Source organism: Flavobacterium sp. HJJ, from assembly GCF_015351475.1.
Taxonomy (GTDB): Bacteria; Bacteroidota; Bacteroidia; order Flavobacteriales; family Flavobacteriaceae; genus Flavobacterium; species Flavobacterium marginilacus.
On record NZ_JADKPR010000015.1, the window covers coordinates 21474 to 44591 of the forward strand.

General features: G+C 33.9%; 22 protein-coding genes. 3 read left to right on the forward strand and 19 right to left on the reverse strand.

The genetic code is table 11. The annotated features are described in order from the left end of the window. Positions 1-518: 518 nt before the first annotated feature. The 14 genes from trpA to IRZ80_RS12835 form a co-directional block, all read right to left on the reverse strand. Positions 519-1280, reverse strand: a complete 762-nt coding sequence (gene trpA / locus IRZ80_RS12770) for a tryptophan synthase subunit alpha (protein ID WP_194641955.1) — start codon at positions 1278-1280, stop codon at positions 519-521. 92 nt (positions 1281-1372) lie between these two features. Beyond that, the gene (locus IRZ80_RS12775; protein ID WP_194641956.1) at positions 1373-1747 is read right to left on the reverse strand and encodes a four helix bundle protein; all 375 of its coding nucleotides are present in this window, start codon (positions 1745-1747) and stop codon (positions 1373-1375) included. Positions 1748-1883: 136 nt separating this feature from the next. Beyond that, on the reverse strand, positions 1884-2204 hold the full coding sequence (locus IRZ80_RS12780) for a gamma-glutamylcyclotransferase family protein (RefSeq protein ID WP_194641957.1): 321 nt from the start codon (positions 2202-2204) through the stop codon (positions 1884-1886). Positions 2205-2343: 139 nt separating this feature from the next. Continuing rightward, positions 2344-3525: a tryptophan synthase subunit beta gene (gene trpB, locus IRZ80_RS12785; RefSeq protein WP_194641958.1), complete on the reverse strand. Its 1182-nt coding sequence runs from the start codon at positions 3523-3525 to the stop codon at positions 2344-2346. A gap of 72 nt (positions 3526-3597) precedes the next feature. Continuing rightward, the gene (locus tag IRZ80_RS12790) at positions 3598-4230 is read right to left on the reverse strand and encodes a phosphoribosylanthranilate isomerase (protein WP_194641959.1); all 633 of its coding nucleotides are present in this window, start codon (positions 4228-4230) and stop codon (positions 3598-3600) included. A gap of 81 nt (positions 4231-4311) precedes the next feature. Further along, a complete protein-coding gene (trpC, locus tag IRZ80_RS12795) occupies positions 4312-5091 on the reverse strand; it encodes an indole-3-glycerol phosphate synthase TrpC (protein ID WP_194641960.1) in 780 nt (259 codons plus the stop codon). Positions 5092-5109: 18 nt separating this feature from the next. Further along, a complete protein-coding gene (locus IRZ80_RS12800) occupies positions 5110-6465 on the reverse strand; it encodes a Fic family protein (protein WP_194641961.1) in 1356 nt (451 codons plus the stop codon). Between the two features lie 28 nt (positions 6466-6493). Further along, positions 6494-7486: an anthranilate phosphoribosyltransferase gene (trpD, locus tag IRZ80_RS12805; RefSeq protein WP_194641962.1), complete on the reverse strand. Its 993-nt coding sequence runs from the start codon at positions 7484-7486 to the stop codon at positions 6494-6496. Between the two features lie 95 nt (positions 7487-7581). Then, complete coding sequence (locus IRZ80_RS12810) at positions 7582-7989, reverse strand: GNAT family N-acetyltransferase (RefSeq protein WP_194641963.1); 408 nt, start codon at positions 7987-7989, stop codon at positions 7582-7584. A gap of 64 nt (positions 7990-8053) precedes the next feature. After that, a complete protein-coding gene (locus IRZ80_RS12815) occupies positions 8054-8890 on the reverse strand; it encodes a c-type cytochrome (RefSeq protein WP_194641964.1) in 837 nt (278 codons plus the stop codon). A 107-nt stretch (positions 8891-8997) separates the two neighbouring features. Continuing rightward, positions 8998-9564, reverse strand: a complete 567-nt coding sequence (locus IRZ80_RS12820; RefSeq protein ID WP_194641965.1) for an anthranilate synthase component II — start codon at positions 9562-9564, stop codon at positions 8998-9000. 45 nt (positions 9565-9609) lie between these two features. Further along, positions 9610-11010: an anthranilate synthase component I family protein gene (locus IRZ80_RS12825; RefSeq protein ID WP_194641966.1), complete on the reverse strand. Its 1401-nt coding sequence runs from the start codon at positions 11008-11010 to the stop codon at positions 9610-9612. A 265-nt stretch (positions 11011-11275) separates the two neighbouring features. Then, positions 11276-11848 (reverse strand): YceI family protein, encoded by a 573-nt coding sequence (locus IRZ80_RS12830; RefSeq protein ID WP_194641967.1) that lies wholly within the window; start codon positions 11846-11848, stop codon positions 11276-11278. A gap of 294 nt (positions 11849-12142) precedes the next feature. Then, positions 12143-13420, reverse strand: coding sequence for a hypothetical protein (locus IRZ80_RS12835; RefSeq protein ID WP_194641968.1), 1278 nt, complete (start codon positions 13418-13420; stop codon positions 12143-12145). Positions 13421-13671: 251 nt separating this feature from the next. Between IRZ80_RS12835 and IRZ80_RS12840 the strand changes: the two genes are divergently transcribed. Next, entirely contained in the window at positions 13672-15198 is a 1527-nt protein-coding gene (locus IRZ80_RS12840) for a choice-of-anchor I family protein (RefSeq protein ID WP_194641969.1), read from the forward strand. A 135-nt stretch (positions 15199-15333) separates the two neighbouring features. Here the strand turns inward: IRZ80_RS12840 and IRZ80_RS12845 are convergent, their stop codons facing one another. Continuing rightward, the gene (locus IRZ80_RS12845) at positions 15334-16374 is read right to left on the reverse strand and encodes an agmatine/peptidylarginine deiminase (protein ID WP_194641970.1); all 1041 of its coding nucleotides are present in this window, start codon (positions 16372-16374) and stop codon (positions 15334-15336) included. Between the two features lie 1099 nt (positions 16375-17473). On the opposite strand from IRZ80_RS12845, the gene IRZ80_RS12850 reads away from it, so the two are divergent. Next, positions 17474-18733, forward strand: a complete 1260-nt coding sequence (locus IRZ80_RS12850) for an OmpA family protein (protein WP_194641971.1) — start codon at positions 17474-17476, stop codon at positions 18731-18733. 74 nt (positions 18734-18807) lie between these two features. On the opposite strand, the gene IRZ80_RS12855 is transcribed toward IRZ80_RS12850, so the two are convergent. From IRZ80_RS12855 to IRZ80_RS12870, 4 genes are all read right to left on the reverse strand, one after another. Further along, positions 18808-19695, reverse strand: coding sequence for a carbon-nitrogen hydrolase (locus IRZ80_RS12855; protein WP_194641972.1), 888 nt, complete (start codon positions 19693-19695; stop codon positions 18808-18810). Between the two features lie 65 nt (positions 19696-19760). Then, positions 19761-20306 (reverse strand): menaquinone-dependent protoporphyrinogen IX dehydrogenase, encoded by a 546-nt coding sequence (gene hemG / locus IRZ80_RS12860; RefSeq protein ID WP_194641973.1) that lies wholly within the window; start codon positions 20304-20306, stop codon positions 19761-19763. Between the two features lie 95 nt (positions 20307-20401). Next, on the reverse strand, positions 20402-20821 hold the full coding sequence (locus IRZ80_RS12865) for a hypothetical protein (RefSeq protein WP_194641974.1): 420 nt from the start codon (positions 20819-20821) through the stop codon (positions 20402-20404). Positions 20822-21148: 327 nt separating this feature from the next. Next, positions 21149-21469, reverse strand: a complete 321-nt coding sequence (locus tag IRZ80_RS12870) for a hypothetical protein (protein WP_194641975.1) — start codon at positions 21467-21469, stop codon at positions 21149-21151. A gap of 432 nt (positions 21470-21901) precedes the next feature. On the opposite strand from IRZ80_RS12870, the gene IRZ80_RS12875 reads away from it, so the two are divergent. After that, positions 21902-22909, forward strand: coding sequence for an LLM class flavin-dependent oxidoreductase (locus IRZ80_RS12875; RefSeq protein ID WP_194641976.1), 1008 nt, complete (start codon positions 21902-21904; stop codon positions 22907-22909). Positions 22910-23118: the final 209 nt, after the last annotated feature.

The window sequence follows — 23118 nt, forward strand, 5'->3', positions numbered from 1 at the left end:
AAGTTGATAAATAGATTTATGGATTTAGAAAAAAAAAGTATTAACCCTAAGTATTGAGTCATAAAGAGGGGAATTAAGGTTATAAGTGTGGAATCAGTGCTTTTTTAAGATAAATTCCGAATTTTAGATTTTACTTTTATTGAGAACAATAGTTGGAGTTTGTATTGTTATTGCAGTCAGTTATTTATCTATGAAATTGACACAGGTGATTTGCACAAATAAAGATTTGTGCGGTGAAAAATTTAATTTAGGGATATAGGCAGTTTTCGTTTGTAATCAGAACTAAATTATTAATTTTTTGAAGCAGAATGATTGGGGCATTATCAGTAAGCATCGTCCCGCTTTTCATTGCAATCTTGTGTGCCTCTCGTCTTTTAGGACGAGACAGTACAAAAGGATTTTCGTTTCGGGGTTCTAAAGGGAGCGTTTTGCTTTTTTGCCATCATTCAAAAAAAATTGAAACAAAAAAACGGCGTCTAAATAAAATTTAAACGCCGTTTTTAATAGTGTAATGTGCTTTATCGAATCGTTTTTACAAACTCTTCAATTTTTCTGCTTCCGTTTTCTTTCAAATGCGTGATAAAAGCACTTCCGATAATCGCGCCTTTAGCATATTGTGTGGCCTGATTAAAAGTTTCAGCATTGCTGATTCCAAAACCAACAATCTGAGGATTTTTCAAATTCATATCGCCAATGCGTTTGAAGTATGCTTCCTGTGTGTTTCCAAAACCAGACTGCGAGCCCGTAACACTTGCTGAACTTACCATATAAATAAATCCATCAGATACACTGTCAATAAAATGGATACGCTCTTCTGAAGTCTGCGGTGTGATTAAGAATATATTCAGCAGACCGTATTTGTCAAAAGTAGCTTTATATTCATCAGCATATACATCAACCGGCAGGTCCGGAATGATTAAGCCGTCAATTCCTATTTCGGCACATTTTGCACAGAAATTCTCTACTCCGTACTGCAGCATTGGGTTGAAATACCCCATAATTACCAGTGGAATGTTTACGCTTTTGCGGATGTCTTTTAATTGTTCAAACAGGATTTGTGTTGTCATTCCGTTTTGTAAAGCAGTTGTAGAACTCGCCTGAATGGTTGGGCCGTCGGCTAAAGGATCGCTAAACGGCAGCCCGATTTCGATCATGTCGATACCGCTTTTTTCCAAATCTTGAATAATCTGTACTGAATCGTTTAAGTTTGGGTATCCAGCTGAAAAATAGATGGAAAGTATCTTTTTATCTTCTTGTAATTTTTGACTAATTCTGTTCATTTTTATATACGATTTACGATTTTGGATATACGATGTTTGATGCATGATTTACGATATATAAAATCGTAAATCGTATATCGAATATCTACTTTTTATTTTGTATTATTTATTCGAGCTGTTTTTAATGATGAAACTATTATTGCAACAATTTCGTTAGCTTCTTTTTTTAGTAATTCTATTTCTGGCTGTAATTCTGTTTGTGTTTTTTCTATAGCTGTAATGTCAAAAAGCATTTCAAGAAAAAAATGACTTTCATCAGCTTCTTCTTCAACGATTTTTAATTTATTGATGAAGTCTGCTGTTGATTTAGCTCTTTGTGAAGCTCTATAATTAGCACCAACAGAACTAGAACATCTAATAAGCTGATTTACGTAAGCATTATATTCTCTTGATTTTGGTAACTTAGAACAGAGAATCCAGCAATCAATTGCAAATTTCTTTGTTCTCTTTAACATTAGTTCTTTCATTTTAATATACGATTTACAATATTTTACAATTTAAGATTTACGATGTTCGAAATACGATATTATATTTATGCTTTAAAAATTAAATCATTAATTCTGAACATACAACCTCGTCTATCCAATATCGAAAATCGTATATTTAAACAGCAGCACTATATGCCCAAGCATTTTGATTCGATTGCAAATGCACTTCTACACGTTTGTAATGCAGGCCTTCATACAGATCTGTCTGACGGAGTTCACTCTGTGTTACTTCGTATAAGGTACCGCTGATGGTATCATTTGAGTCGTTGGTTTCTTTAATAATAGGGTAGTGTACTATTCCAAATTCCTCTTCGATTTGAATTTCATTTAGTTCATAACCTACTAATGTTTCTGGCGTTCCCTCAAGAATGCGGCCAAAAAGGTCTTGTTGTACATCAACATCTTGTAAAGTACCGTAAGCGAATAATTTTTGCATAGAATCTATTTTGAAAATGTTAATAAACTTAAATTTTATACTTATCTCGAATGCGCGTTAGGGATGGCAGTGGAGCTCTCCCGATTTTTCATCGGGAAGCGGGAACGTACAGCCCGACCCTTGGGGAACGCCCAAACTATTACAATTTGAAATAGTCAATATAGTTGTCCAAATCTTTGTCGCCGCGTCCTGAAAGACTTATTACAACAACATCAGTTGGTTTGAATTTTTTCTGATCAAAAATAGCAAAAGCATGCGCACTTTCAATTGCAGGAATAATTCCTTCTAATTTGGTGAGCTGTAAACCTGCATTCATAGCTTCGTCATCGGTTACCGAAAAGAATTCCCCACGGCCGGATTGTGCCAAATGTGCATGCATAGGTCCAACTCCAGGGTAATCAAGTCCCGCAGAAATTGAGTACGGTTCGGTAATCTGACCATCGGGAGTCTGCATCAGCAGGGTTTTACAGCCGTGAATAATGCCTACTTTTCCTAGTTTACTGGTTGCTGCGCTGTGACCGCTGTTTACGCCTTTTCCGGCAGCTTCGACAGCAATGATTCCTACTTCTGGCTCGTGCAAAAAGTGATAATAAGTTCCAGCAGCGTTGCTTCCGCCACCGATACATGCTACAACATAATCTGGGTTTTCGCGTCCTTCTTTCTCTTTTAACTGCCATTTGATTTCTTCGGAAATGATGCTTTGGAAACGAGTTACCATGTCAGGATAAGGATGCGGGCCGATAGCAGATCCGATGATATAATGGGTATCAACGGGGTTATTAATCCAGTCGCGGATGGCTTCATTTGTGGCATCTTTCAGCGTTCGTGATCCAGAAAGTGCCGGACGGACTTCGGCACCCAGCATTTTCATACGGGCAACGTTTGGTGCCTGACGTGCAATGTCGATTTCGCCCATGTACACGATGCAGTCCATGCCCATCAAGGCGCAGACTGTTGCAGTTGCAACCCCATGCTGACCTGCACCTGTTTCGGCAATGATGCGTTTTTTGCCCAAACGTTTTGCAACTAATATCTGTCCGATGGTGTTGTTTACTTTGTGTGCACCTGTATGATTCAGGTCTTCTCTTTTGAGATAGATTTTGGTGTTGTATTTTTCGGAAAGTCTTTTGGCAAAGTACAATGGGCTAGGACGGCCTACGTAATCTTTCAGCAATTGATTAAACTCTGCTTTAAAATCAGGTTCGGCTGTGATTTCTAAATATTTCTGACGTAATTCTTCTACATTTGGATATAACATTTCGGGAATGTAGGCCCCTCCAAATTCTCCGTAATATCCTTTTTCGTTAACGTTGTATGACATTTTTTATTTTGTTTTATCTGTAGAGACGCTGCATTGCAACGTCTGAACGTATTGTTGATTATTTTGATTTCGTTATGATATGACCTTTAGACGTTGCAGTGCAACGTCTCTACATAATTCTATATTTTTTAATCCTGGTTCAATTTCAAATTTACTATTTATATCAATTGCATAAATGGGTAAATTGGTTTTCAAAATTTCGGTTACGGCATCCAATTCCTCTATTCCAATTCCACCACTAAGGAAGAATGGTTTTGTAGATGGATATTTCTGTAATATTTTCCAGTCGAAAGTGGTTCCGTTTCCTCCAGGCAATTTTCCTTTGGTATCGAAAAGGAAATAATCACAAACAGCTTCGAACGGTTCTAAAACGCTAAAATCAAAATTCTCATCTGCCGAAAAGACTTTGATGATTTCAATTGAAGCATCTAATTTAGTTTTTAATTCTAAACAAAATGCAGCCGATTCGTGACCGTGTAATTGTATTGCTTGTAAATTGTATTTTTCAGTCTTTTCTAAGATTATTGGAATCGTTTCATTGACAAAAACACCTGTTTTTTTAATTGATTTTGGCAATTCAGGTAGAATTCCATCAAAATAACGTGCTGATTTTTCCCAGAATATAAAGCCCATATAATCGGGTAGGAGCGATCCTACTTCGAGTATATTTTCAGGGTATTTCATTCCGCAGATTTTGAGTTTCATTTGTTTAATACTTTAAGCAATAAGCTTTAGGCTTTATGCTAATTAATGATTTTTAAAAGCTTACGGCTTACAGCCTATTGCTTATAGCTGTCCAATAAATTCCGTTGCCGCTTTTCCGGCATTATCAGTTTTCATAAAGTTTTCTCCAATCAGGAAACCTTTGTAACCATAAGGTTTCAATTCATTGATGGCTTCAATGGATGAAATACCACTTTCGGAAACTTTTACGAAATCATTTGGAATCTGATGGGCCAATTGTTTGCTGAAATCAAGGCTAACTTCGAAAGTTTTTAGGTTTCTGTTGTTTACTCCAATCATGTCTAAAGTTGGCATGATTGATTTTTCTAATTCTTCCTGATTGTGAACTTCCAATAAAACTTCCAATCCTAAACCTTTGGCAAACTCTGATAATGATTTGATTTCGTCACGCGTTAAAACTGCTGCAATTAATAAAATCAAATCGGCTCCGTGTGCTTTGGCTTCCAATATTTGGTATTCGTCTACAATGAATTCTTTTCGCAACAGCGGAATATTTACAGAAGCTCTCGCCAAAAGTAAATCGTCCAAAGAACCGCCAAAATATTTACCATCCGTTAAAACTGAAATTCCGCAGGCACCAGCACTTTCATATCCTTTTACTACTTCTTCAACAGTAAAGTTTTGATTTATAATTGATTTTGAAGGTGAACGGCGTTTGTGTTCGGCAATAATTCCAGAGTTGCTGTTTCTTAAGTTTTGACTTAGCGAAATTGTTTTTTTACCAAAGAAAACTGATGCTTCCAATTGTGAAACTGGAATAATAGATTTCTTAAGAACAACTTCTCTTTTTTTGTCAACTATGATTCTGTCTAGTATGTTCATTTTGATTCTTTCGTATTTCTAAATATTACTTTTAATATTTTCTATTAATTTTCTACCTAATTCTTTTTTCATTTTTTCAATACTTTCTTTGTCAGGAAATTCATTGTAGGCATAGTTGTTTGCCCAAATTTCCAAATAATTGATAAAAAGTTTTAATGAATAATTTTTTGCTTCGAAAGAGATAGAAAAATTAATTTTATAAGGATTAGTGTTTTTTAAGTTTTTTAAACCATCTTTAGTGTGTTTCCATTCTATTTTAGAAACATCTTTTTCATAGAGATTATGTCCAAATATTTGAACTTCTTTAGGTTTAGTAGATTTTTCAACCGGGGATAACATTGAGAATATCGACTTTACAGGATATGTTTCATTCTTATTATTTACCAAATATTTAGTTTCGTTTTTACTAAACAAATCGTCAAATTGGCTGATTACAATTGATAATGGTTCCCAAATATCTTTATTTATAAATTGAAATATATTATAAATATTTTTTGGCGATTTGGTAAATTTTTCTCCTTCAAGCTGTCGTTTTAATAAACTAATTTCTTTATGTAAATCATCCTCTTCTTCAATATCAATGTTTTGAATAGCATTTAGAACCAGCTGTTCTGAACGTTCAACTAATCCTGCACAATATTCAAAAAATAATTCTTTGTTTCCGCCATATCCTTGGATATCGCTAATATAGTTGTAATAAATTTTGCGATCTTTTTCGTTTATCCAAAACGGATTATATCCTAAAGAAATAAGTATCAGATTGGTTAATATTCTAGCTGTTCTTCCATTTCCATCATAAAATGGATGAATGTCTAAATATTCCAAATGAAATTCCATCGCAACATCAATTGGATGTGGTGCATTTTTTTTATTAGCATGTATTAAATCAATGGAAGCATTGGTTTTGTTTAAAAGAGCGTGAATTTTACTAGGTACATCTTCGGGAGCAACAAAATCATATCTTTCACCTTTATGATTATAAATCATATTTGGTTCTAGCTTCCATCTCCCAATTTTATCTTTTTTGGTTTCATCATCTTCGTACATTATTGCTTTGTGAATTTTACAAATCCTTTTTTCAGAAAGTCTTAATTCTCTTTTGCCAATACGCAAAATTTCGCTAATTACTTTGTCGTGACCTTGCATTTCCAAAACGTCCTTTAGAGGTTTGTCATTAACCGTAAGGTTTCCGACCATTACACTACGAGTTTCTTCAATGGTAAGTGTATTGCCCTCCATACTATTGGAATTAAAATTCCATTCTAGTCTGAATTTGTAATTTATTTTCTTTTTTTGTTCAATAGTGAGTTCGCCAAAATCTACTATTTTAGCTTTAATAGCATCTATTGTGTCTTTTGTCTTTTTATAACTCATAATTTTTTAGTTAAAAGAAAAGGGTATTTTATTTACTCAAATTCTGTAATTTATTCAAAGCTACTAATCCTTTTCCGGAAAGTAAACTTTCTTTGGCTAATTCAAAACCTTCAAGAGGTGTACAGCCGTTAACAGTTGCAATTGCTATTCCGGCATTGGCACAAACGACATTGTTTTGGGCTTCGTTTCCTTTTCCGGAAATGATATTCATAAACATTTCTGCTGATTCATCGATGGTTTTTCCTCCTTCAATTTCGCTTTGTTGCAAAAGGCTAACACCAAAATCTGAAGGATTCAGCATACCTTCTTTGGTACTTGTAATAATTTTGGCTGGGCATGTCAAAGATACTTCATCATAACCATCGAGGGAATGTAAAATTGTAAAATTGACAGGTGTATTTTGATATAAATAACCATACATTCTTGCCAGTTCAAGATTGAAAACCCCAACTAATTGATTCTGTGGGAATGATGGATTTACCATTGGTCCCAGCATATTGAAAAAGGTTTTTACTCCTAATTCTTTTCGAATTGGCCCTACGTTTTTCATTGCTGGGTGAAATAAAGGAGCGTGCAAAATTGCAATTCCGGCCTGATCAATACATTTTTCTATAAAATTATTGTCATTACTGAATTTAATGCCCAGTTTTTCCATCACGTTACTAGAACCGGAAATCGAAGAAACTCCGTAATTACCGTGTTTTGCAACTTTAATTCCTGCTCCTGCAGCTATAAAAGAAGCTAGGGTCGAAATGTTGAAAGTATCTTTTCCGTCTCCTCCTGTACCACATAAATCGATGGTGTTGTAATTGGATAAATCCATTCGAATGCATAATTCCAAAAGTGCTTCTCTAAATCCCGCCAGCTCTTCGATACTAATGCTTCGCATCATATATACCGTTAAAAAAGCCGAGATCTGGCTTGGATTATAGCTTCCGCTGGAAATATTTACCAATACATTTTTGGCCTCTTCCTTGGATAGTATTTCGTGATTGATTAGTCTGTTTAATATATTTTTCATTTTTTTTAAGTTGCTAAGTTTCTGAGAAACTGAGTTGCTAGTTTTTTTATTTTAATCTAAGACTGCTTACTAATTACTGAAAACTGCCAACTTTTTCAGTGTTCGTTTCCAGAATAAATCCACATTGGTTCTGTGTTTCCAGCACGTTCAAAACCATTTTTTTTATAAAAATCAACTGATTTCCCGTCTGCGGTTAACATTTGCATGTGAAAGTGACTATATTTCTCCTGCATTTTATCTACTATCATTTTTCCGATTCCTTTTCCCTGATATTCCGGGAGTACTAATAAATGCGGATAATAAACCGTTAAATGCCTGTCAGAAATAGCATTTCCAAGTGCGATGAGTTTTTTGTCTTCCCAAGCTGTAATCAGCGTTTCGGAATTCAATAAACCATTGTAAAGCTGTGTTGGTTTCTCTGCAGAGCTCCAGCCATTTGCTTTGTACAAGACCAATATGTCATCGAGATTTATGTCCCTTGTTTCGGAAATGGTTATGTTCATTTTTTTAAAGTTGCTAAGGTTCTAAGTGACTAAGATTCTAAGTTTTTTAAACTGCTACTGAATACTAATCACTTTTTTTACGTTCTGACATATATTTCAAATAATCAATAATTTCCTCAGATTGCTGTTTTGTAATTCCTAATGTTGGCATTTTTACTTTGTGTCTAAAAGAAGCCGGATTTACAATATAATCGATCAATTCATTTTCTTTCCAATATTCGGTTACGTTTTTTGGATAATTTAACTCTGGTCCCATTTCTCCTCCAATTCCGTTGATGGCGTGACAGGTAATACAGTGTTTTTGAAATAATGTAAAACCTTTCATTGTCGTTTCATTATCTTTTGGTTGTAAGGCTACGATGTTTTTATTTTTTGGCTCCAAGTGAAATTTTATCACATTATAAGGCCATTTGTATTCTTGATTATTCGCTGAAACCGATGTGTAAACCAAATAAAACGGATCTGCATTCATTTCGTTTCCGTTTTTTACGATTCTTTCCCAATTGGAATCTTTTGGCGCATCAACATCTTTAAATGCTAAATATGGTTTGGCTTTCAAAAATAATTCAAGAGGCATTTCGGGTTTATAACCATCGATGCATTCGAAAACAATAATCGTATTTTTGATTTTAATTTTAGATAAATCAACTTCATTTTTTACAATATCTGATGCGCTTACAGCCTGATATTTTTTTGTTTTATGATAAACAGGATCGTTAATGACTGTAACCAAAGTGTCTTTTCCTAATTTGTCATTCTTTTGCAAATCCAATAAATCCAAAACCATTTTGGGTTGGTCAATAGTTATGGATTCTATTTTTGCTTCTTTCTTTTGATTACAGGAAAAAAGAACAAAAATAGAAAGGCAAAAAAGAATAATATGGATTTTGGTTGTTTTCATTTTTTTATCGCAATTTTTCGGTAGAGACGTTGCATTGCAACGTCTAACACACAGATAATAACAAATATTGTATCATAACGTTGCATAGACGTTGCAGTGCAACGTCTCTACGAATTTAACCAATTTTCCAAAATCTTTTTCCCGTTTGGTGTTAATACGCTTTCGGGGTGAAACTGTACACCGCGAACATCGTATGTTTTGTGGCGTAAAGACATTACCTGACCGTTTTCGTCAAAGGAAGTAGCTTCCAAAACATCCGGTAAATTAGCATCCACAACCCACGAATGGTAACGACCCACCTCGAATTCATTTTCTAATCCTTCAAAAAGTAATTCGTCACTAACCGATTTTTTTACCAATGTGGCGACACCGTGATATACTTTGTCCAAGTTGGAGAGTGTTCCTCCAAAAACTTCTCCGATGGCTTGTTGCCCAAGGCAAACCCCGAAAATACTTTTCGTTGGTGCGTACTTTGCAATTACAGCTTTCAATAATCCCGCTTCATCAGGGATTCCAGGCCCAGGGGAAAGCAAGATTTTATCGAAACCTGCTATTTCATCAATATCAAATTCGTCGTTTCTGTAAACGGTTATTTCGCAATCTAAATCTTCAAGATAGTGTACTAAATTGTAAGTGAAACTATCGTAATTGTCTATGACTAGTATTTTTTTCATTTTATTGTTTTTTATTTTAGAGACAAGTCGCGACTTGTCCTTACATTATATTGTTTCGGCCAAATCCAATGCTTTGTTCAAGGCAAGCAATTTATTGTAAACTTCCTGCATTTCGCTTTCTTCGTCTGAACTGGCGACAATTCCGGCACCTGCTTGACAATGCAGCTGGTGATTTTTGGAAAGAAAAGTTCGGATCATAATGGCGTGATTAAAGTTTCCTTCAAAATCCATAAATCCGATGGCACCGCCATAAAAATTACGGTTTGTTTTTTCGTAATCTTCAATCAGTTGCATTGCTCTGTGTTTTGGTGCTCCGCTTAATGTTCCAGCCGGAAAAGTATCGGCTACGACTTGCATAGTTGTTGCTTTTTCGTGTAAATGTCCTGTTACTTTGGAAACCAAATGGATTACGTGGGAGAAAAACTGAACTTCTCTGTATTTTTCTACATTCACATTGTGTCCGTGACGGCTTAAATCATTTCGGGCTAAATCCACCAACATTACGTGTTCGCTGTTTTCTTTTTTGTCTTCTGATAATTTTTTTGCTAAATCAGCATCTTTTTCATCATCACCGGTTCTTCTGAAAGTTCCTGCGATTGGGTGGATTTCTGCTTTTCGGTTTTTGACGATGATTTGGGCTTCGGGCGAAGAACCAAATATTTTGAAATCGCCATAATCAAAAAAGAACAGGTAAGGGGATGGGTTGATGCTTCTTAAAGCTCTGTAAACATTGAATTCATCACCTTTAAAACCTTGGGAAAACCTTCTGGATAAAACCAATTGGAACACATCACCACGGAAACAATGCTTTTTGGCCAAAGCCACATTTTGTTTGAACTCATCGTCGGTCAGGTTTGAAAAACCTTCGCCTTCTCTTGAAAATTTATAGGAAGCAATGTTTCGGGATTGTAATAGCTGTTCGATTTCCGAAATGTTATTTTTTCCATCAAGGCTGTGGCAGAAAATGTATGCTTCGTTTTTAAAGTGGTTGATGGCAATGATATTTTGGTAGACCGCATAATACACATCAGGAATGGTGTTGCTGTTTTCTTTTTTGGCAATGGTTACTTTTTCAAAATAACGAACGGCGTCATACGAAATGTAGCCGAACAATCCGTTATTGATGAATTTGAAATCATTTTTATCAGACTGGAATTGTCCTGAAAACTGCTGAATAACTTCAGGAATATTGGTATTTGTATCAATGGCAATGGTTTCCGAAGTTCCGTCAGGAAAGCTTTTGAAAATGGTTTCGTTTTCAATTTTTATCGAAGCAATCGGATTACAGCAGATATAGGAAAAACTGTTGTCGTTTCCGTGATAATCGCTGCTTTCCAGTAATAAGCTGTTTGGAAATTTATCCCTGATTTTAAAATAGATACTTACTGGCGTTATAGTGTCGGCCAGAATTTGTTTATGGTTAGTCTGCAGTTTATAGGTTTTCATATGTTGTTGATACTTAATTGTTTTTTTTGGAATAAAAAAAAGGCCTGTCGTGATGACAAGCCTTTTTATATTTATAGTTTAAATAATACTATAGGAGCTTACTTCACGACGTTTGACGTAAATTGTTCCACCACCAAGTATTATTTGTTATTGTGTTCATTTTTTTGTTTTGTTGCATGCAAATATAAAAATCATATTTGGACTGACAAAAATTATGAATCAAAAAAAAAGATATTTTTTTTGGTTTTTTGTTAAATCGTTGAAATTAGTAAACCAAGACTACGTTTAACTCAAAATCATCATAAATTGTCTTGTCTCCCAAATCGTCAAAATAGCTTCCTGATCCGTATTTAATGTCATATTTGGTTCGGTTGATATTCAAAGTTGCTGTAGCTTTGTTTTTTTCGGCTATGACGAAATCAAACTGTATGGAGTTTGTGATTCCTTTGATTGTTAAGTCTGCAGTCACGAGGTAAGTATTATTTCCTTTACCGGCAATACTTTTAAAGACTAATGTCGAAGTTGTGTAAGCTGCCGTGCTAAAAAAATCTTCTGATTTTAAATGGCCTTCCAGTTTTTGTTTTGAAGAACCTGTCTGGTCATCATTGGATAAGGTACTCATATCTGCTGTAAAACTTCCTCCGGCTAGTTTTTTATCTTTAAAAAGAAGATAACCGTCCTTGAATTTGATGCTTCCTACGTGTTCACCAGTTATTTTTTTTCCTATCCAGTGGATACTACTTTTTGAAACATCAATTTTGGACGTCTGCGCATTTCCTTTGCCGAAAGCGAAAAAGATTAGTAAAACAATAATGCTAAGTGATTTTGAATTTCTCATATTTTTTCTAAATTAAATTAATAAAAGATAATAAAATGTAGGCTGAATTCATTTTTGGTAAAAGCAATAATGAGATCGATTTGAAATAATGCAAAAAATAATAAGGGACTAGCAATAAATGTTCTATAAAGTTAATTTAAAATTTTGTATATCAGCTGTTTTTGGGTTGTTATTTTGAAGCTGTATTTCTAATTTTATAACATGTTTAGAAGAAAGTTTTGAGTTGTAGTTCTGAATTTTTTATAAAAAAAAGAGCCTGAACAATTTCAGGCTCTTTTACAGGTGAAAAAACAATTATTTTAAACTTACTATCGGATTTGTATTCTTAGTTCTGAAATCGGGAGAATTTTTAATGTCTGATTGTATAAATAATTCTGTATCCGATAATTTTGTAATATCTAGTGAAAAAGTTTCGCTATTGTACCAGGTATTTAGCTCTGGATTATAACTTGAGCTTTCGCTTAAAACGATCCCTCCGCATCGGTTAACCTGTATTCCCTGAATGTTGATTTTTGCTAAATTAGCCGGCAGTGTACCAATTTTATTTTCGAGTAAAACACAGCTGCTAAAGCCATCGATAATACTGTTGCTGATGTTGAAATAACTTTTTTCCTTAACATAAACCGCTTCCCGAACCAAACCTTGATTATTATCTTCAGTATTTGTCAGTGTCATATTTGTGGCAGTGATTTTGGTTAATTTTTTGGTTACATCTGCATTTTCAATTTTATCGTATGAGTCAATTTCAAAACAGCGTGAACCGGATATGTCTGAAGAATAAGGATTACGGATAGCAATACTGTTAGAAATTGTGCATTGAACACCTTGAGTGAAATCAAAGTCGTCATCGGTTGCTCTGTATGAAATCAAGTTGCTGAAATTAACATCACCTCCATACGATTCGAATGAGTCATCATTTGAGAAACTAATTTGGATGAATTCAAATTTAGTACCTCTTCCAACACCTCCCAATGACAATCCGTTAAGTTCTTTAAGGGCATTGATTTTGTGACCTGAATATTCAATACGTACATATTTTAATATACCCGAATTACTGTTTGGGTCTTGTCCTCCATAATAACTGACAGCTGGATCTAGATTGAAATCCAAAAAGTTAACGCCGCCAACTTTATTTATAGGAGCATCTCCTAATAAGATAATGCCTCCCCAATCACCTGGCTTTCTCATTAAATTTGAATTGTTTGATGTGAAAACAATAGGTTCAGCAGCAGTGCCTTCTGCAATGAGTTTGCATCCTTTGGTAATTATAAGCGTACCGCAGGATTCTTTGTCTCCTCGAATGACAGTTCCGGGTTCTATTGTTAAAACTGCTTTATTAGTCACATAAACAGTTCCTATTAGTTTGTATGTATTGTTTTTGGTTAATTTTAGATCTTTGTCTATAATGCCCGTTAAAATCTGATTAGCTTCTTTATAAACGGTAGTCGCAGGCTTGAAATTTGTCCAATTGTCCATCCAATTGTTATGACCGGTAATTCCTTTTGTTTGTTGGGCACTCAGTGAAGTAACTGAAAATAAGATGATGGTGATTACTAGTAGTTTTGCTTTCATAACACTAATTGTTATAGTTTTTTTGATGTTTTTAGTTTTTCTTTTCAAAATTACCATTACAATGTTTTAGGGATATTTTCTTAGCGTTACCGATTCGTCATTATTAAGTTAAGATATGTTGTTTGTTTTGAGCTACATGGCTTTTTTTTTATAGTAAAAAGAGACTTTAGTATATTAAAGATTTCGTAATATTTACTTAATAGCTGATGCGTTTTGGGAAATTATTTTTGAAAAAATAAAAATTAACAAAAATGATAAGAAAAAGCCTTGTTGCATCTGCAGTCCTATTTTTGATTATTAGCTGTGAAAACGGTAATGATTCTAATGAATTGACTGTAGAAACTGTAAATGAAAATTCATCGAGTTTTAAAGAAATTGGTTCAATAACGATTGGCGGAACCGGAGCTGCAGAAATCAGTACTTATGATGAAACTACCAAAAAACTGTTTACAGTAAATAATAGCAGTACAAACAAAATTGATGTGATAGATTTATCAGATCCTTCCAAGCCTGTTTTGACAGCGAGTATTGATCTGACTGTTTATAATGGAGCAGCAAATAGCGTGACAACATTCAATGGGAAGCTTGCAGTGGCTTTAGAATCAAAATCAAATAAGCAGGCTCCGGGTAAAGTAGTTGTTTTTGAAACTTCTAATTATGCTTTTGTTAAAGAAATTACTGTGGGAGCATTACCTGATATGATTACTTATTCTCATGATGGTAAATTTATTTTAACGGCTAATGAAGGAGAGCCAAATGATGATTATTCCCAAGATCCTGAAGGTTCGGTTTCTATTATTGAGGTGGCATCAAATTATGCGGTAACCACATTGAATTTTGCAGGTTTCAGCAGTCAATTGGCAGCTTTAAAAACAAAAGGATTTAGAATTGCCAGTGCAACGAATAATTTTGCTGCCGATATTGAACCAGAATATATTACTATTTCTGAAGATTCAAAAACAGCTTGGGTTACTTTGCAGGAGAATAACGGTATTGCTAAAATTGATTTGACAGCTAAAAAAATTACCGAACTTTTTCCATTAGGTTATAAAGATTATAGTTTGGCTGAAAATGCAATTGATATTAGTGATAAAGACGGAGCTACAGCTTTTAATACATGGAAATTGAAAGGAATGTTTCAGCCAGATGCAATTAGTAATTTTGTGGTGAATAATGTATCATACGTTGTTACTGCAAATGAAGGAGACACGCGTGAATACAGCGCTTTTACAGATGTGAAAAGAATTGGCAGTTCTTCAGTTATATTAGATCCTGCGGTTTTTCCTAATGCCGTGGCTTTAAAAGCTGATGCCAGTATGGGAAGATTAAACATTAATACAAAAATGGGAGATACAGATGGTGACGGTGATTTTGATGAACTTGTTGGATTTGGAGCGCGTTCTTTTTCTATTTGGAACGGAACTACAGGTCAGCTGGTTTTTGACAGTAAAAACGAATTGGATAAAAAAGCGTATGAGTTTGGGGTGTATGATGATGCACGAAGTGATGATAAAGGAGTAGAGCCAGAAGCTGTTTATGTGGCCAAAATGGGAGATAAGCAGATTTTGTTTGTGGGATTAGAAAGAGCTGATGCATTAATGATATATGATGTGAGTAATCCTGCAGCTCCAAAATATTTGCAAACATTAAAAACTGGTGATGCTCCAGAAGGAGTATTGTATATTCCAGCTTCTAAAAGTCCGACGAAAAGAAGCTTGTTAGTAGTTAGCAGTGAAGGAGATGGCAGTGTGAAAATTTACCAGCCCGATTTAAATTAAGAAAACAGACAGTAATGTTCAGGTAATGGAGAATGGAGATTTAAAGTAAATATTTCTCTGTTTAATAATTAAATAAAAATCTGCCAAAAGTAAGTTGTTACTATGGCAGATTTTTTTATTTATAGCGTTTTGAATTTATTCTGGAATCTGCTGGCTTAAACAGTGTAACGTTCCGAATCCCCAAATAAAATCAGTTGCGCTGATTCCTATGATTTCACGGTCAGGGAAACATTCTGCTAAAATGTTTAAGGCAGTGCGGTCATTACTGTCATTAAATGTCGGAACCAAAACACAGTTGTTCAAAATTAAAAAATTAGCATAACTTGCAGGTAAACGTAATCCTTCAAAATCAATGCGTTTTGGCATTGGCAATGAAATAATAACCGGTGCTTTTCCGTTTTCCAGTTTAGCATTTTGTAATCGTTTTAAATTATCCTGCAAAGGTTTATAGTTATTGTCGTTTGGGTCTAACTCAACAATTGTTACGATTGTGTCTTCATTAACAAATCGGCATAAATCATCGATATGTCCGTGGGTATCATCCCCTTCAATTCCATCGCCCAGCCAAATTACATTTGTTACCCCTAAATATTCTTTGAAAACAGCTTCGTAATCTTCCTTTGTGAAATTTTCGTTTCGAACCTGAATAGAGGGATGCATTAAACACTCTTCAGAAGTCAATAATGTACCACGCCCATTTACATCAATTGCACCGCCTTCGACAATAACAGGTTTGCCTTTGTACATCACCTGAGTAACTGGAATGTTTAAAAAATCTCCGACTTTTGTCGGTACGTGCTTGTCTAAATTGATGTTTTTATATTTTGCCCAGCCATTAAAATTGAAGTTCAATGCTTCTCTTTCAGTACCGTTTTTTACAATAATTGGTCCAGAATCACGCATCCAGCTGCGGTTGGTTTTGTGTATAATGAAAGATATGCTGCTCATTTTTACGTGAGCTGTTTCCAGCATTTCGGTTACTTTACTTTTTTGATTCTCATCAGCTACTACAAGAAAGACTTGTTCATATGTGGTTGCTTTTTTAATGAATTCAACAAATGCCCATTGTACGGCTTCATATTTTCCTGGCCAGTCTTTGCCATTATGCGGAAAACACAATAAAATTCCTTGCTGTTTTTCCCACTCTGCCGGAAATCTTCTAGTAACTGTTGTCATATATAAATACTGATTGTAATGTGTGCAAAGATATATAAACAGCAGGATTAATAAAAGAAGGAATCGTGATCTGCTGAAGGTTTCTTTACCGTAATTTTTATTAATAGAGAATGCAGGGGACAGCAGAAAACCATTTATTCTGACAAACCCTTTTATTTCTCTTCTCAAGCAACATCTGATAATTTGTATTGGCTCATAAATGTTTTGAATAAGTCATTTCCAGACTGAATGTAATTGCTAATGGAGAGGATGCATCAGTGAATAAAAATTCTAAAGAAGCACGCCAAATTGTAAGAAGAATTACTTTTCAGGTGAAATAAATTCCTTTGAATAAAACTAGCTAAAGATCGTTTCAAATGATTTGAAATTGTCTTTTTATGGAAAATTGTTATTCAAATTATTTTTTTTGGCTATAAACCTAAAAAAAAAACAATCTCATTCGTTTTTTTTAATGGCTTTAACAAGTTTTAAAATTTATAAAATCGGCTATTTGTTGTCTAGTTAATTAATTAACATATTATTGTTTATATGAATGTTTTTAATCACTAAATAATTACTTTTTTATTAAAAATTCAATTTAGCAGGTTTTTAATTATTTGATAAAAAAGCATAAAAGCAATGATTTTTATTTGTTTTTCAATATTTTTTAAGGTTAATGTGTTAAAAAGTAGGGTATTAATTTAGAAAATAGCTTTAAGGCTTGTATTTGCTCGTTTATTTGTATTATATTTGAAAACGTAATCTAAATACTAACTTAAATATAACATTATGGGAAACTGCAGCGCTATTGTTTAGTTTTATATTTACAAATGCCCGCTGTGTAATTATTACTTAAATAACAAATATAAAATAAACAAATATATCTTGTTGAAAGAGAGTCTTCAATTCTTATTTAAAAACATTAAAAAACAAAATTATAATTTCAGTTTCGCATTATATTATGAAACTATATGTATGAAATAAGCAAATCTTAGGAATTTCTATTTCAGTCAATTTTAAAAAAAGCCCCAAATTTTTTTAACTAATATTAATATTTTTTAACAATTTTCAAATGTATTTAGATTTTGGATCTAATCATTTTTGATTAAACTTTTTTATTATGAAAAAAAAATTTTCTTTTTTAACTTTATTATTATCATTAGTAGCTACCGTACAGGATGTGAGTACGGTTTCAGCACAGTCTTCAGCTGAAAATACTGCTTATAACAAATGGTCAGTCGAAATAAATTATGGTTTTAATAAGCCAATTAGAACACTGACAGCCAGATATAACACTCCTACTCTTAATCCAACTCATATAGATTTAGGAGCAAGATATATGTTAAGTCCTAAATTTGGTTGGAAACTTGATTTTGGTTATGACAAGTTTAATGAGCGCGATAATACACCTTCGTTTGAGAGCACTTATTTACGATCAAGTTTACAGGCAGTTATTAATCTTGGCCGAGCATTAAATTTTGAAACCTTTACTAATAATTTTGGAGCGTTAATTCACGCCGGACTTGGTGGTTCGCAATTGACATCCAAAAATGGTTTTGATGGTCAGGATTATACTGCTAATGGAATTTTTGGTGTAACTGGTCAAGCCAGATTAAGTAATCGTGTTGTTTTAACTGCAGATTTAACGGGGATCCTGAATGCAAGTCAAGATTTTAATTTTGACGGAATGGGTGCAACAAGTCCGACAGCAGTTGATGGCGTAATAATAAACATAACTGCTGGTTTAACTTTTTATTTGGGTAAAAATGAAAAACATGCTGATTGGATAGCTGAAAAAACAATTTCTGATGATTTAGAAAAACGCTTGAGTTTATTAGAAAAAAGTCTCTTGGATTCTGACAAAGACGGCGTAGCCGATTTATATGATCTGGAACCAAATTCTATTGCAGGTGTTGCTGTTAATACAAAAGGACAATCTATAGATCATAACCAGAATGGTGTTCCAGATGAATTAGAAAGCTACTTAGATAAAACGTATGGTAAAAAAGGAGACAGTGTACCATCAAATAATAACATAGAAGAACTGATTAACGCTGGATATGTAAATGTTTATTTTGATTCTAATTCAAGTAAACCAACAAGTACTTCTTTATCAGGAGTTGGTTTTATAGTTAAGTATCTGCAAAGCAATCCATCTAAAAGTGTTGATGTTATAGGATATGCTGATGAAATCGGGTCTTCAAGCTTTAATACTGAATTATCAAGAAAAAGAGCTGAAGCTGTAAAAGAAATAGCAGTAAAATCTGGAATTGATGCTTCTAGATTAAATGTAATTGCTAACGGAGAAGACGCTTCTGTGGATAAAAATTCTAAAGAAGCACGTCAAATCGTAAGAAGAGTTAGTTTTAAAGTAAAATAATTCTTTAAAACCAAAATAAAAAAGCTGTTTCAATCTTTTTGAAACAGCTTTTTTTTATGGAAAAAAATAAACTACTAATCAATAGCTCTTTTTGTAATATCTCCAAAGGCATCAATTCTTCTGTCTCTAAAGAAAGGCCAGTTCTGACGCACATTTTCCTGTAAATCTAAATCCACTTCGGCAATCAGTATTTCTTCTTTATCGTGTGAGGCCTGCGCCAAAATTTCTCCTTGCGGTCCTGCAATAAACGAAGAACCCCAAAACTGAATTCCTGCTGTTCCTTCAATGTATTGTTCCAATCCAATTCGGTTTGCAGCTGCTACATACACACCATTAGCAACGGCATGTCCTTTCATCACGTTCATCCATGCTCCGTGCTGGTTTTCACCATATTGTTCTTTTTCAAGAGGATGCCATCCAATTGCTGTTGGGTAAAACAATACATTGGCTCCTTGTAAAGCGGTCAAACGCGCAGCTTCTGGATACCATTGATCCCAGCAGATTAAAGTTCCTATTTTTCCTTTTTCGGTTGGAAAAGCTTTGAAGCCTAAATCACCAGGTGTAAAATAGAATTTTTCGTAGAAATGCGGATCGTCTGGAATGTGCATTTTGCGGTACAATCCAGCCTCTGTTCCGTCAGTATTAATGATATAAGCGCTATTGTGGTAAATCCCTGCCATTCTTTTTTCGAAGAAAGGGACAATGATTACCACACCCAACTCCTTTGCCAAAGCACTAAAAGCAATAAATGAAGTGCTGTACAACGGCTCTGCCAAAGCAAAATTATCTACATCTTCACTTTGACAAAAATAATGACTGCTGTATAACTCTGGCAGCGAAATCACCTCGGCTCCCTGACTAGCTGCGTCACGCACCCAGCTCAAACATTTTTTAAGGTTATTTTCGGCAACATCGTTTAGATTCAATTGAATAACCGCTATTTTGTATTTCTTCTTTGACATGTTAAAAAAATTAGACTGCAAAAATAGTTCTTTTTTAAAACAGTTGCAGTACTGATTGCTGGTTTTTATATTTTAGCAAAGTATTGACTAAATTCATTTACTTTATTCCAATCAGTATATTCTATCACTGTTTTGGAATTAACAGGTCCTTTTGTTATTAACATTATTAACTGTATCATAATTCGATCTTTAAAACTATAAAGACTGTAATCCAGTTTTCCAGCAAAAACCGCAACAGTTGTAGGCTGCCATTCTATCGCATTTAGAAATTTAATTACATATGGATTTGTATCTGCTTTACTTTTTTCAACTTTCCGAGCAACCAAATTTACAGAAATAAATGCTGTTTTTTTTGAATTTAAAAGTTCAAAATTCTCTTTTATAAGATATTCAATTTGATCGTTATGCTTTCCATATCTTATGCTCGAAGCAATAATTACTTTATCAAAGTCTGTTATTTTTTTGCTAAAATCATCAATCGAAAAGATTTCAGTTAAATGATTATTCTGAATTAATATATCCTTTATATGGTGACAGATTCTTTTCGTTAAACCATTGACAGATGAATAAATAATAATTGTTTTTGTTTCTTTTCTAAATTTTTCGTTCATTAATTTTTGTTCTGATATTACAGGAGTTTAATATAGTTTTCTTAATTATCATAAATACAAAACCAACTTTTCATTAAACTGACTGCGCAAATCTGTTAGCGGTTGTAATTATTCTTCCACACGATTAAACTATCATTAGGTAAGTCGTATTCGTATATTTTTTTTGATATACTATCAATATAAATCCATCCATCAGAGGTAAATCTTGGTTCAGTACCATCTTCTTCTGATACATCTTGACCAATATTAAAAATATAATAATTTGTAGAATCAGTTTTTTCAGTTCTATCTAAAAGCCATTCAATTCGTTCTTTGTTTTTTAAAGAGGATTTAATAAGTTTATTATCTGATTTTTTAATATAATCAACAATTAAATCATCGTACCAATTTTGAGCTTTTGATTCAGTTTTTGCTTTATTTACAGATAAAGGATCAATTTGTTTTTCAACTTGACTTGTTTTGCTACATGACAAGAGTGCTGATGAGATTAATAATAAAAGTGTTTTCTTCTTCATTAAATATAAGTTTTGATTATAAATTCTTTCGTTCGGCTCAGGTATAATGTATGACTAATACAGTCACAACTTTTCATTAAGCCAATTGCCCAAATCCGTTGTAGCTGTTATGGGTTACCTTTCTTCTCAAGATATAAATAATTCGGAAAGATAGAATCTTTCTCAGTTTCGTTTATTTTCTTTATCCATTCAGGAAACTTGTAATTAACTTTTATGACTGAATCATTTATTAAGTAATATTTACAAAAACTGTCACCATTCTTTGGATATTTTTTGATTCCATTTGAGTGTCTTAAGTATTTCATATCAAGTAAACAATCGGCCTTATTAAGACCAAAGTAGTTCTATTTTGTCAGCTTTAGTGTGATAGTGATTTGTGAAAAACCAATACAAGCATTGACCATGAAACTGATAAACAGCAAATTCTTTTTGGAAAATAACTCTTATCCAATATCTTGTGCCACTTTGTTTAGCTGACCATGCAAAATCTCTATTGTCTGACATATAATCACCAATTATCTTTGGAGCTTTTTCGGTGTTTTTAGCAATTAAATTTTCTTTGACTTTAAACTTTGGATTCCCTTTATGATTTTCTTTTCTGCAGCTTATTAAAAAAACGATAAGAAATAAAACTGCAATTTTTTTCATGTGAAGTTGTTTAAAGGTAACCCATATAATGTATACTCGCTGGATTATAGCGATAATACATCATATATGAGATGTTTTGTGCTATAATTATAGTAAATGTATTCTATTTAATTTCAAAAACAAAGTTTTAATAATCACCTTACATCATCACTACAACTGAAAAATTAAAATATCCCGCCTAGTCGCGATAGCAGTTAAAATCTTTGTTTTTCCGGTGTTCGGCAACCAAGATTACTTCATCATATAATTTTTTTTCATAGGAGTTCAGTGAACTTTGTTTGTAACGTATAGCGGGACTGCTGCTGTAGGAAAGTGACTAACTTCTGCTCCCAAAAAACATGCGAAAGAAAAACAAAAATTATAATTCAATTAACATCTTGGATAAAATACCATTGGTGGTAATGCCTAAATTTGTGCAAACATGAAATGTCTATGAAAACCCCAATCCCCATATCTTTATTAGAGTTAGCCATAATCACTGAAGGCAGTAATGCTGCTGAAACGATGCACAAAACCAAAGAGCTGGCACAGCTGGCGGATGGTTTGGGATACAATCGGTTTTGGCTGGCGGAGCACCACAATATGGCACATGTGGCGAGTACGGCTACGGTGGTTTTGATAGGATATGTGGCGAGTCTGACGCAAAATATACGAGTTGGATCGGGGGGGATAATGCTGCCTAATCATTCTCCGCTTATTATTGCTGAACAATTTGGAACATTAGCAACTTTATATCCAGACCGGATTGATCTTGGTTTAGGAAGGGCTCCAGGCACCGATTCACTGACAGCACAAGCTATACGAAAAGATTTTTTTGAGGAATCTCAGCGGTTTCCTAAAAATGTTTCGGCACTGCAGGATTATTTTTCTGTAGAGAATGCTGTATCAAGTGTTCGTGCTTTTCCTGCCGAAGGGACAAATGTCCCTATTTGGATTTTAGGTTCAAGTATGGACAGTGCAGCATTGGCGGCGTCATATGGACTGCCTTATGCGTTTGCGGGACATTTTGCACCCCGGCAAATGATTCAGGCTTTTGAATTTTACAGAGAAAACTTTAAACCGTCGGTCTATCTTGAAGAGGCGAAAACAATGGCATGCGTCAACGCAATTGCAGCTGATACGGACGAAGAAGCTGAAATTCTGTCTACAAGTTTATATCAAATGTTTCAGAATTTAGTTCAGAACACTCGAAAGCCATTACAGCCTCCTGTGGCTTCGCTGAGCGATCTTATGAATAATATGAGCGAAGAAGCTCGTTTTCATGTTAACCAAATGACGGCTGGTTCTTTTATTGGCAGTAAGGAAACATTAATCAAAGAATTAAAAAAGTTTATTGAGTATTCCCGCATCAGCGAATTGATGATTAGCAGTCCGATATACAGTCATCAGGATAAAATGAAAAGTCTGCGAATGCTGAAGGAAGTTGTAGATAGTATTTAATTTCATCAGCAGTTTTTGAGGTAAAAAATACTGTATTTTATTTTGTTAAAATGCAGTATTTCTATGTTTTAATATTGTTGTTTTAATTAACTGCTTTAAGTCTGAAAAGTTCCTATAGTATCTCACCAAATTTGAAGCCATAGCAGGACGGCAGCCTTAGTCCCATTATGTCATCTAAGTCTAAGAGGGTTTCTTCTTTCCATCCAATT

Bases quoted from the DNA above. Each gene is read 5' to 3' on its own strand.
- trpA (WP_194641955.1), bottom strand. From the start codon at position 1,280: ATGAACAGAATTAGTCAAAAATTACAAGAAGATAAAAAGATACTTTCC.
- IRZ80_RS12775 (WP_194641956.1), bottom strand. From the start codon at position 1,747: ATGAAAGAACTAATGTTAAAGAGAACAAAGAAATTTGCAATTGATTGC.
- IRZ80_RS12780 (WP_194641957.1), bottom strand. From the start codon at position 2,204: ATGCAAAAATTATTCGCTTACGGTACTTTACAAGATGTTGATGTACAA.
- trpB (WP_194641958.1), bottom strand. From the start codon at position 3,525: ATGTCATACAACGTTAACGAAAAAGGATATTACGGAGAATTTGGAGGG.
- IRZ80_RS12790 (WP_194641959.1), bottom strand. From the start codon at position 4,230: ATGAAACTCAAAATCTGCGGAATGAAATACCCTGAAAATATACTCGAA.
- trpC (WP_194641960.1), bottom strand. From the start codon at position 5,091: ATGAACATACTAGACAGAATCATAGTTGACAAAAAAAGAGAAGTTGTT.
- IRZ80_RS12800 (WP_194641961.1), bottom strand. From the start codon at position 6,465: ATGAGTTATAAAAAGACAAAAGACACAATAGATGCTATTAAAGCTAAA.
- trpD (WP_194641962.1), bottom strand. From the start codon at position 7,486: ATGAAAAATATATTAAACAGACTAATCAATCACGAAATACTATCCAAG.
- IRZ80_RS12810 (WP_194641963.1), bottom strand. From the start codon at position 7,989: ATGAACATAACCATTTCCGAAACAAGGGACATAAATCTCGATGACATA.
- IRZ80_RS12815 (WP_194641964.1), bottom strand. From the start codon at position 8,890: ATGAAAACAACCAAAATCCATATTATTCTTTTTTGCCTTTCTATTTTT.
- IRZ80_RS12820 (WP_194641965.1), bottom strand. From the start codon at position 9,564: ATGAAAAAAATACTAGTCATAGACAATTACGATAGTTTCACTTACAAT.
- IRZ80_RS12825 (WP_194641966.1), bottom strand. From the start codon at position 11,010: ATGAAAACCTATAAACTGCAGACTAACCATAAACAAATTCTGGCCGAC.
- IRZ80_RS12830 (WP_194641967.1), bottom strand. From the start codon at position 11,848: ATGAGAAATTCAAAATCACTTAGCATTATTGTTTTACTAATCTTTTTC.
- IRZ80_RS12835 (WP_194641968.1), bottom strand. From the start codon at position 13,420: ATGAAAGCAAAACTACTAGTAATCACCATCATCTTATTTTCAGTTACT.
- IRZ80_RS12840 (WP_194641969.1), top strand. From the start codon at position 13,672: ATGATAAGAAAAAGCCTTGTTGCATCTGCAGTCCTATTTTTGATTATT.
- IRZ80_RS12845 (WP_194641970.1), bottom strand. From the start codon at position 16,374: ATGACAACAGTTACTAGAAGATTTCCGGCAGAGTGGGAAAAACAGCAA.
- IRZ80_RS12850 (WP_194641971.1), top strand. From the start codon at position 17,474: ATGAAAAAAAAATTTTCTTTTTTAACTTTATTATTATCATTAGTAGCT.
- IRZ80_RS12855 (WP_194641972.1), bottom strand. From the start codon at position 19,695: ATGTCAAAGAAGAAATACAAAATAGCGGTTATTCAATTGAATCTAAAC.
- hemG (WP_194641973.1), bottom strand. From the start codon at position 20,306: ATGAACGAAAAATTTAGAAAAGAAACAAAAACAATTATTATTTATTCA.
- IRZ80_RS12865 (WP_194641974.1), bottom strand. From the start codon at position 20,821: ATGAAGAAGAAAACACTTTTATTATTAATCTCATCAGCACTCTTGTCA.
- IRZ80_RS12870 (WP_194641975.1), bottom strand. From the start codon at position 21,469: ATGAAAAAAATTGCAGTTTTATTTCTTATCGTTTTTTTAATAAGCTGC.
- IRZ80_RS12875 (WP_194641976.1), top strand. From the start codon at position 21,902: ATGAAAACCCCAATCCCCATATCTTTATTAGAGTTAGCCATAATCACT.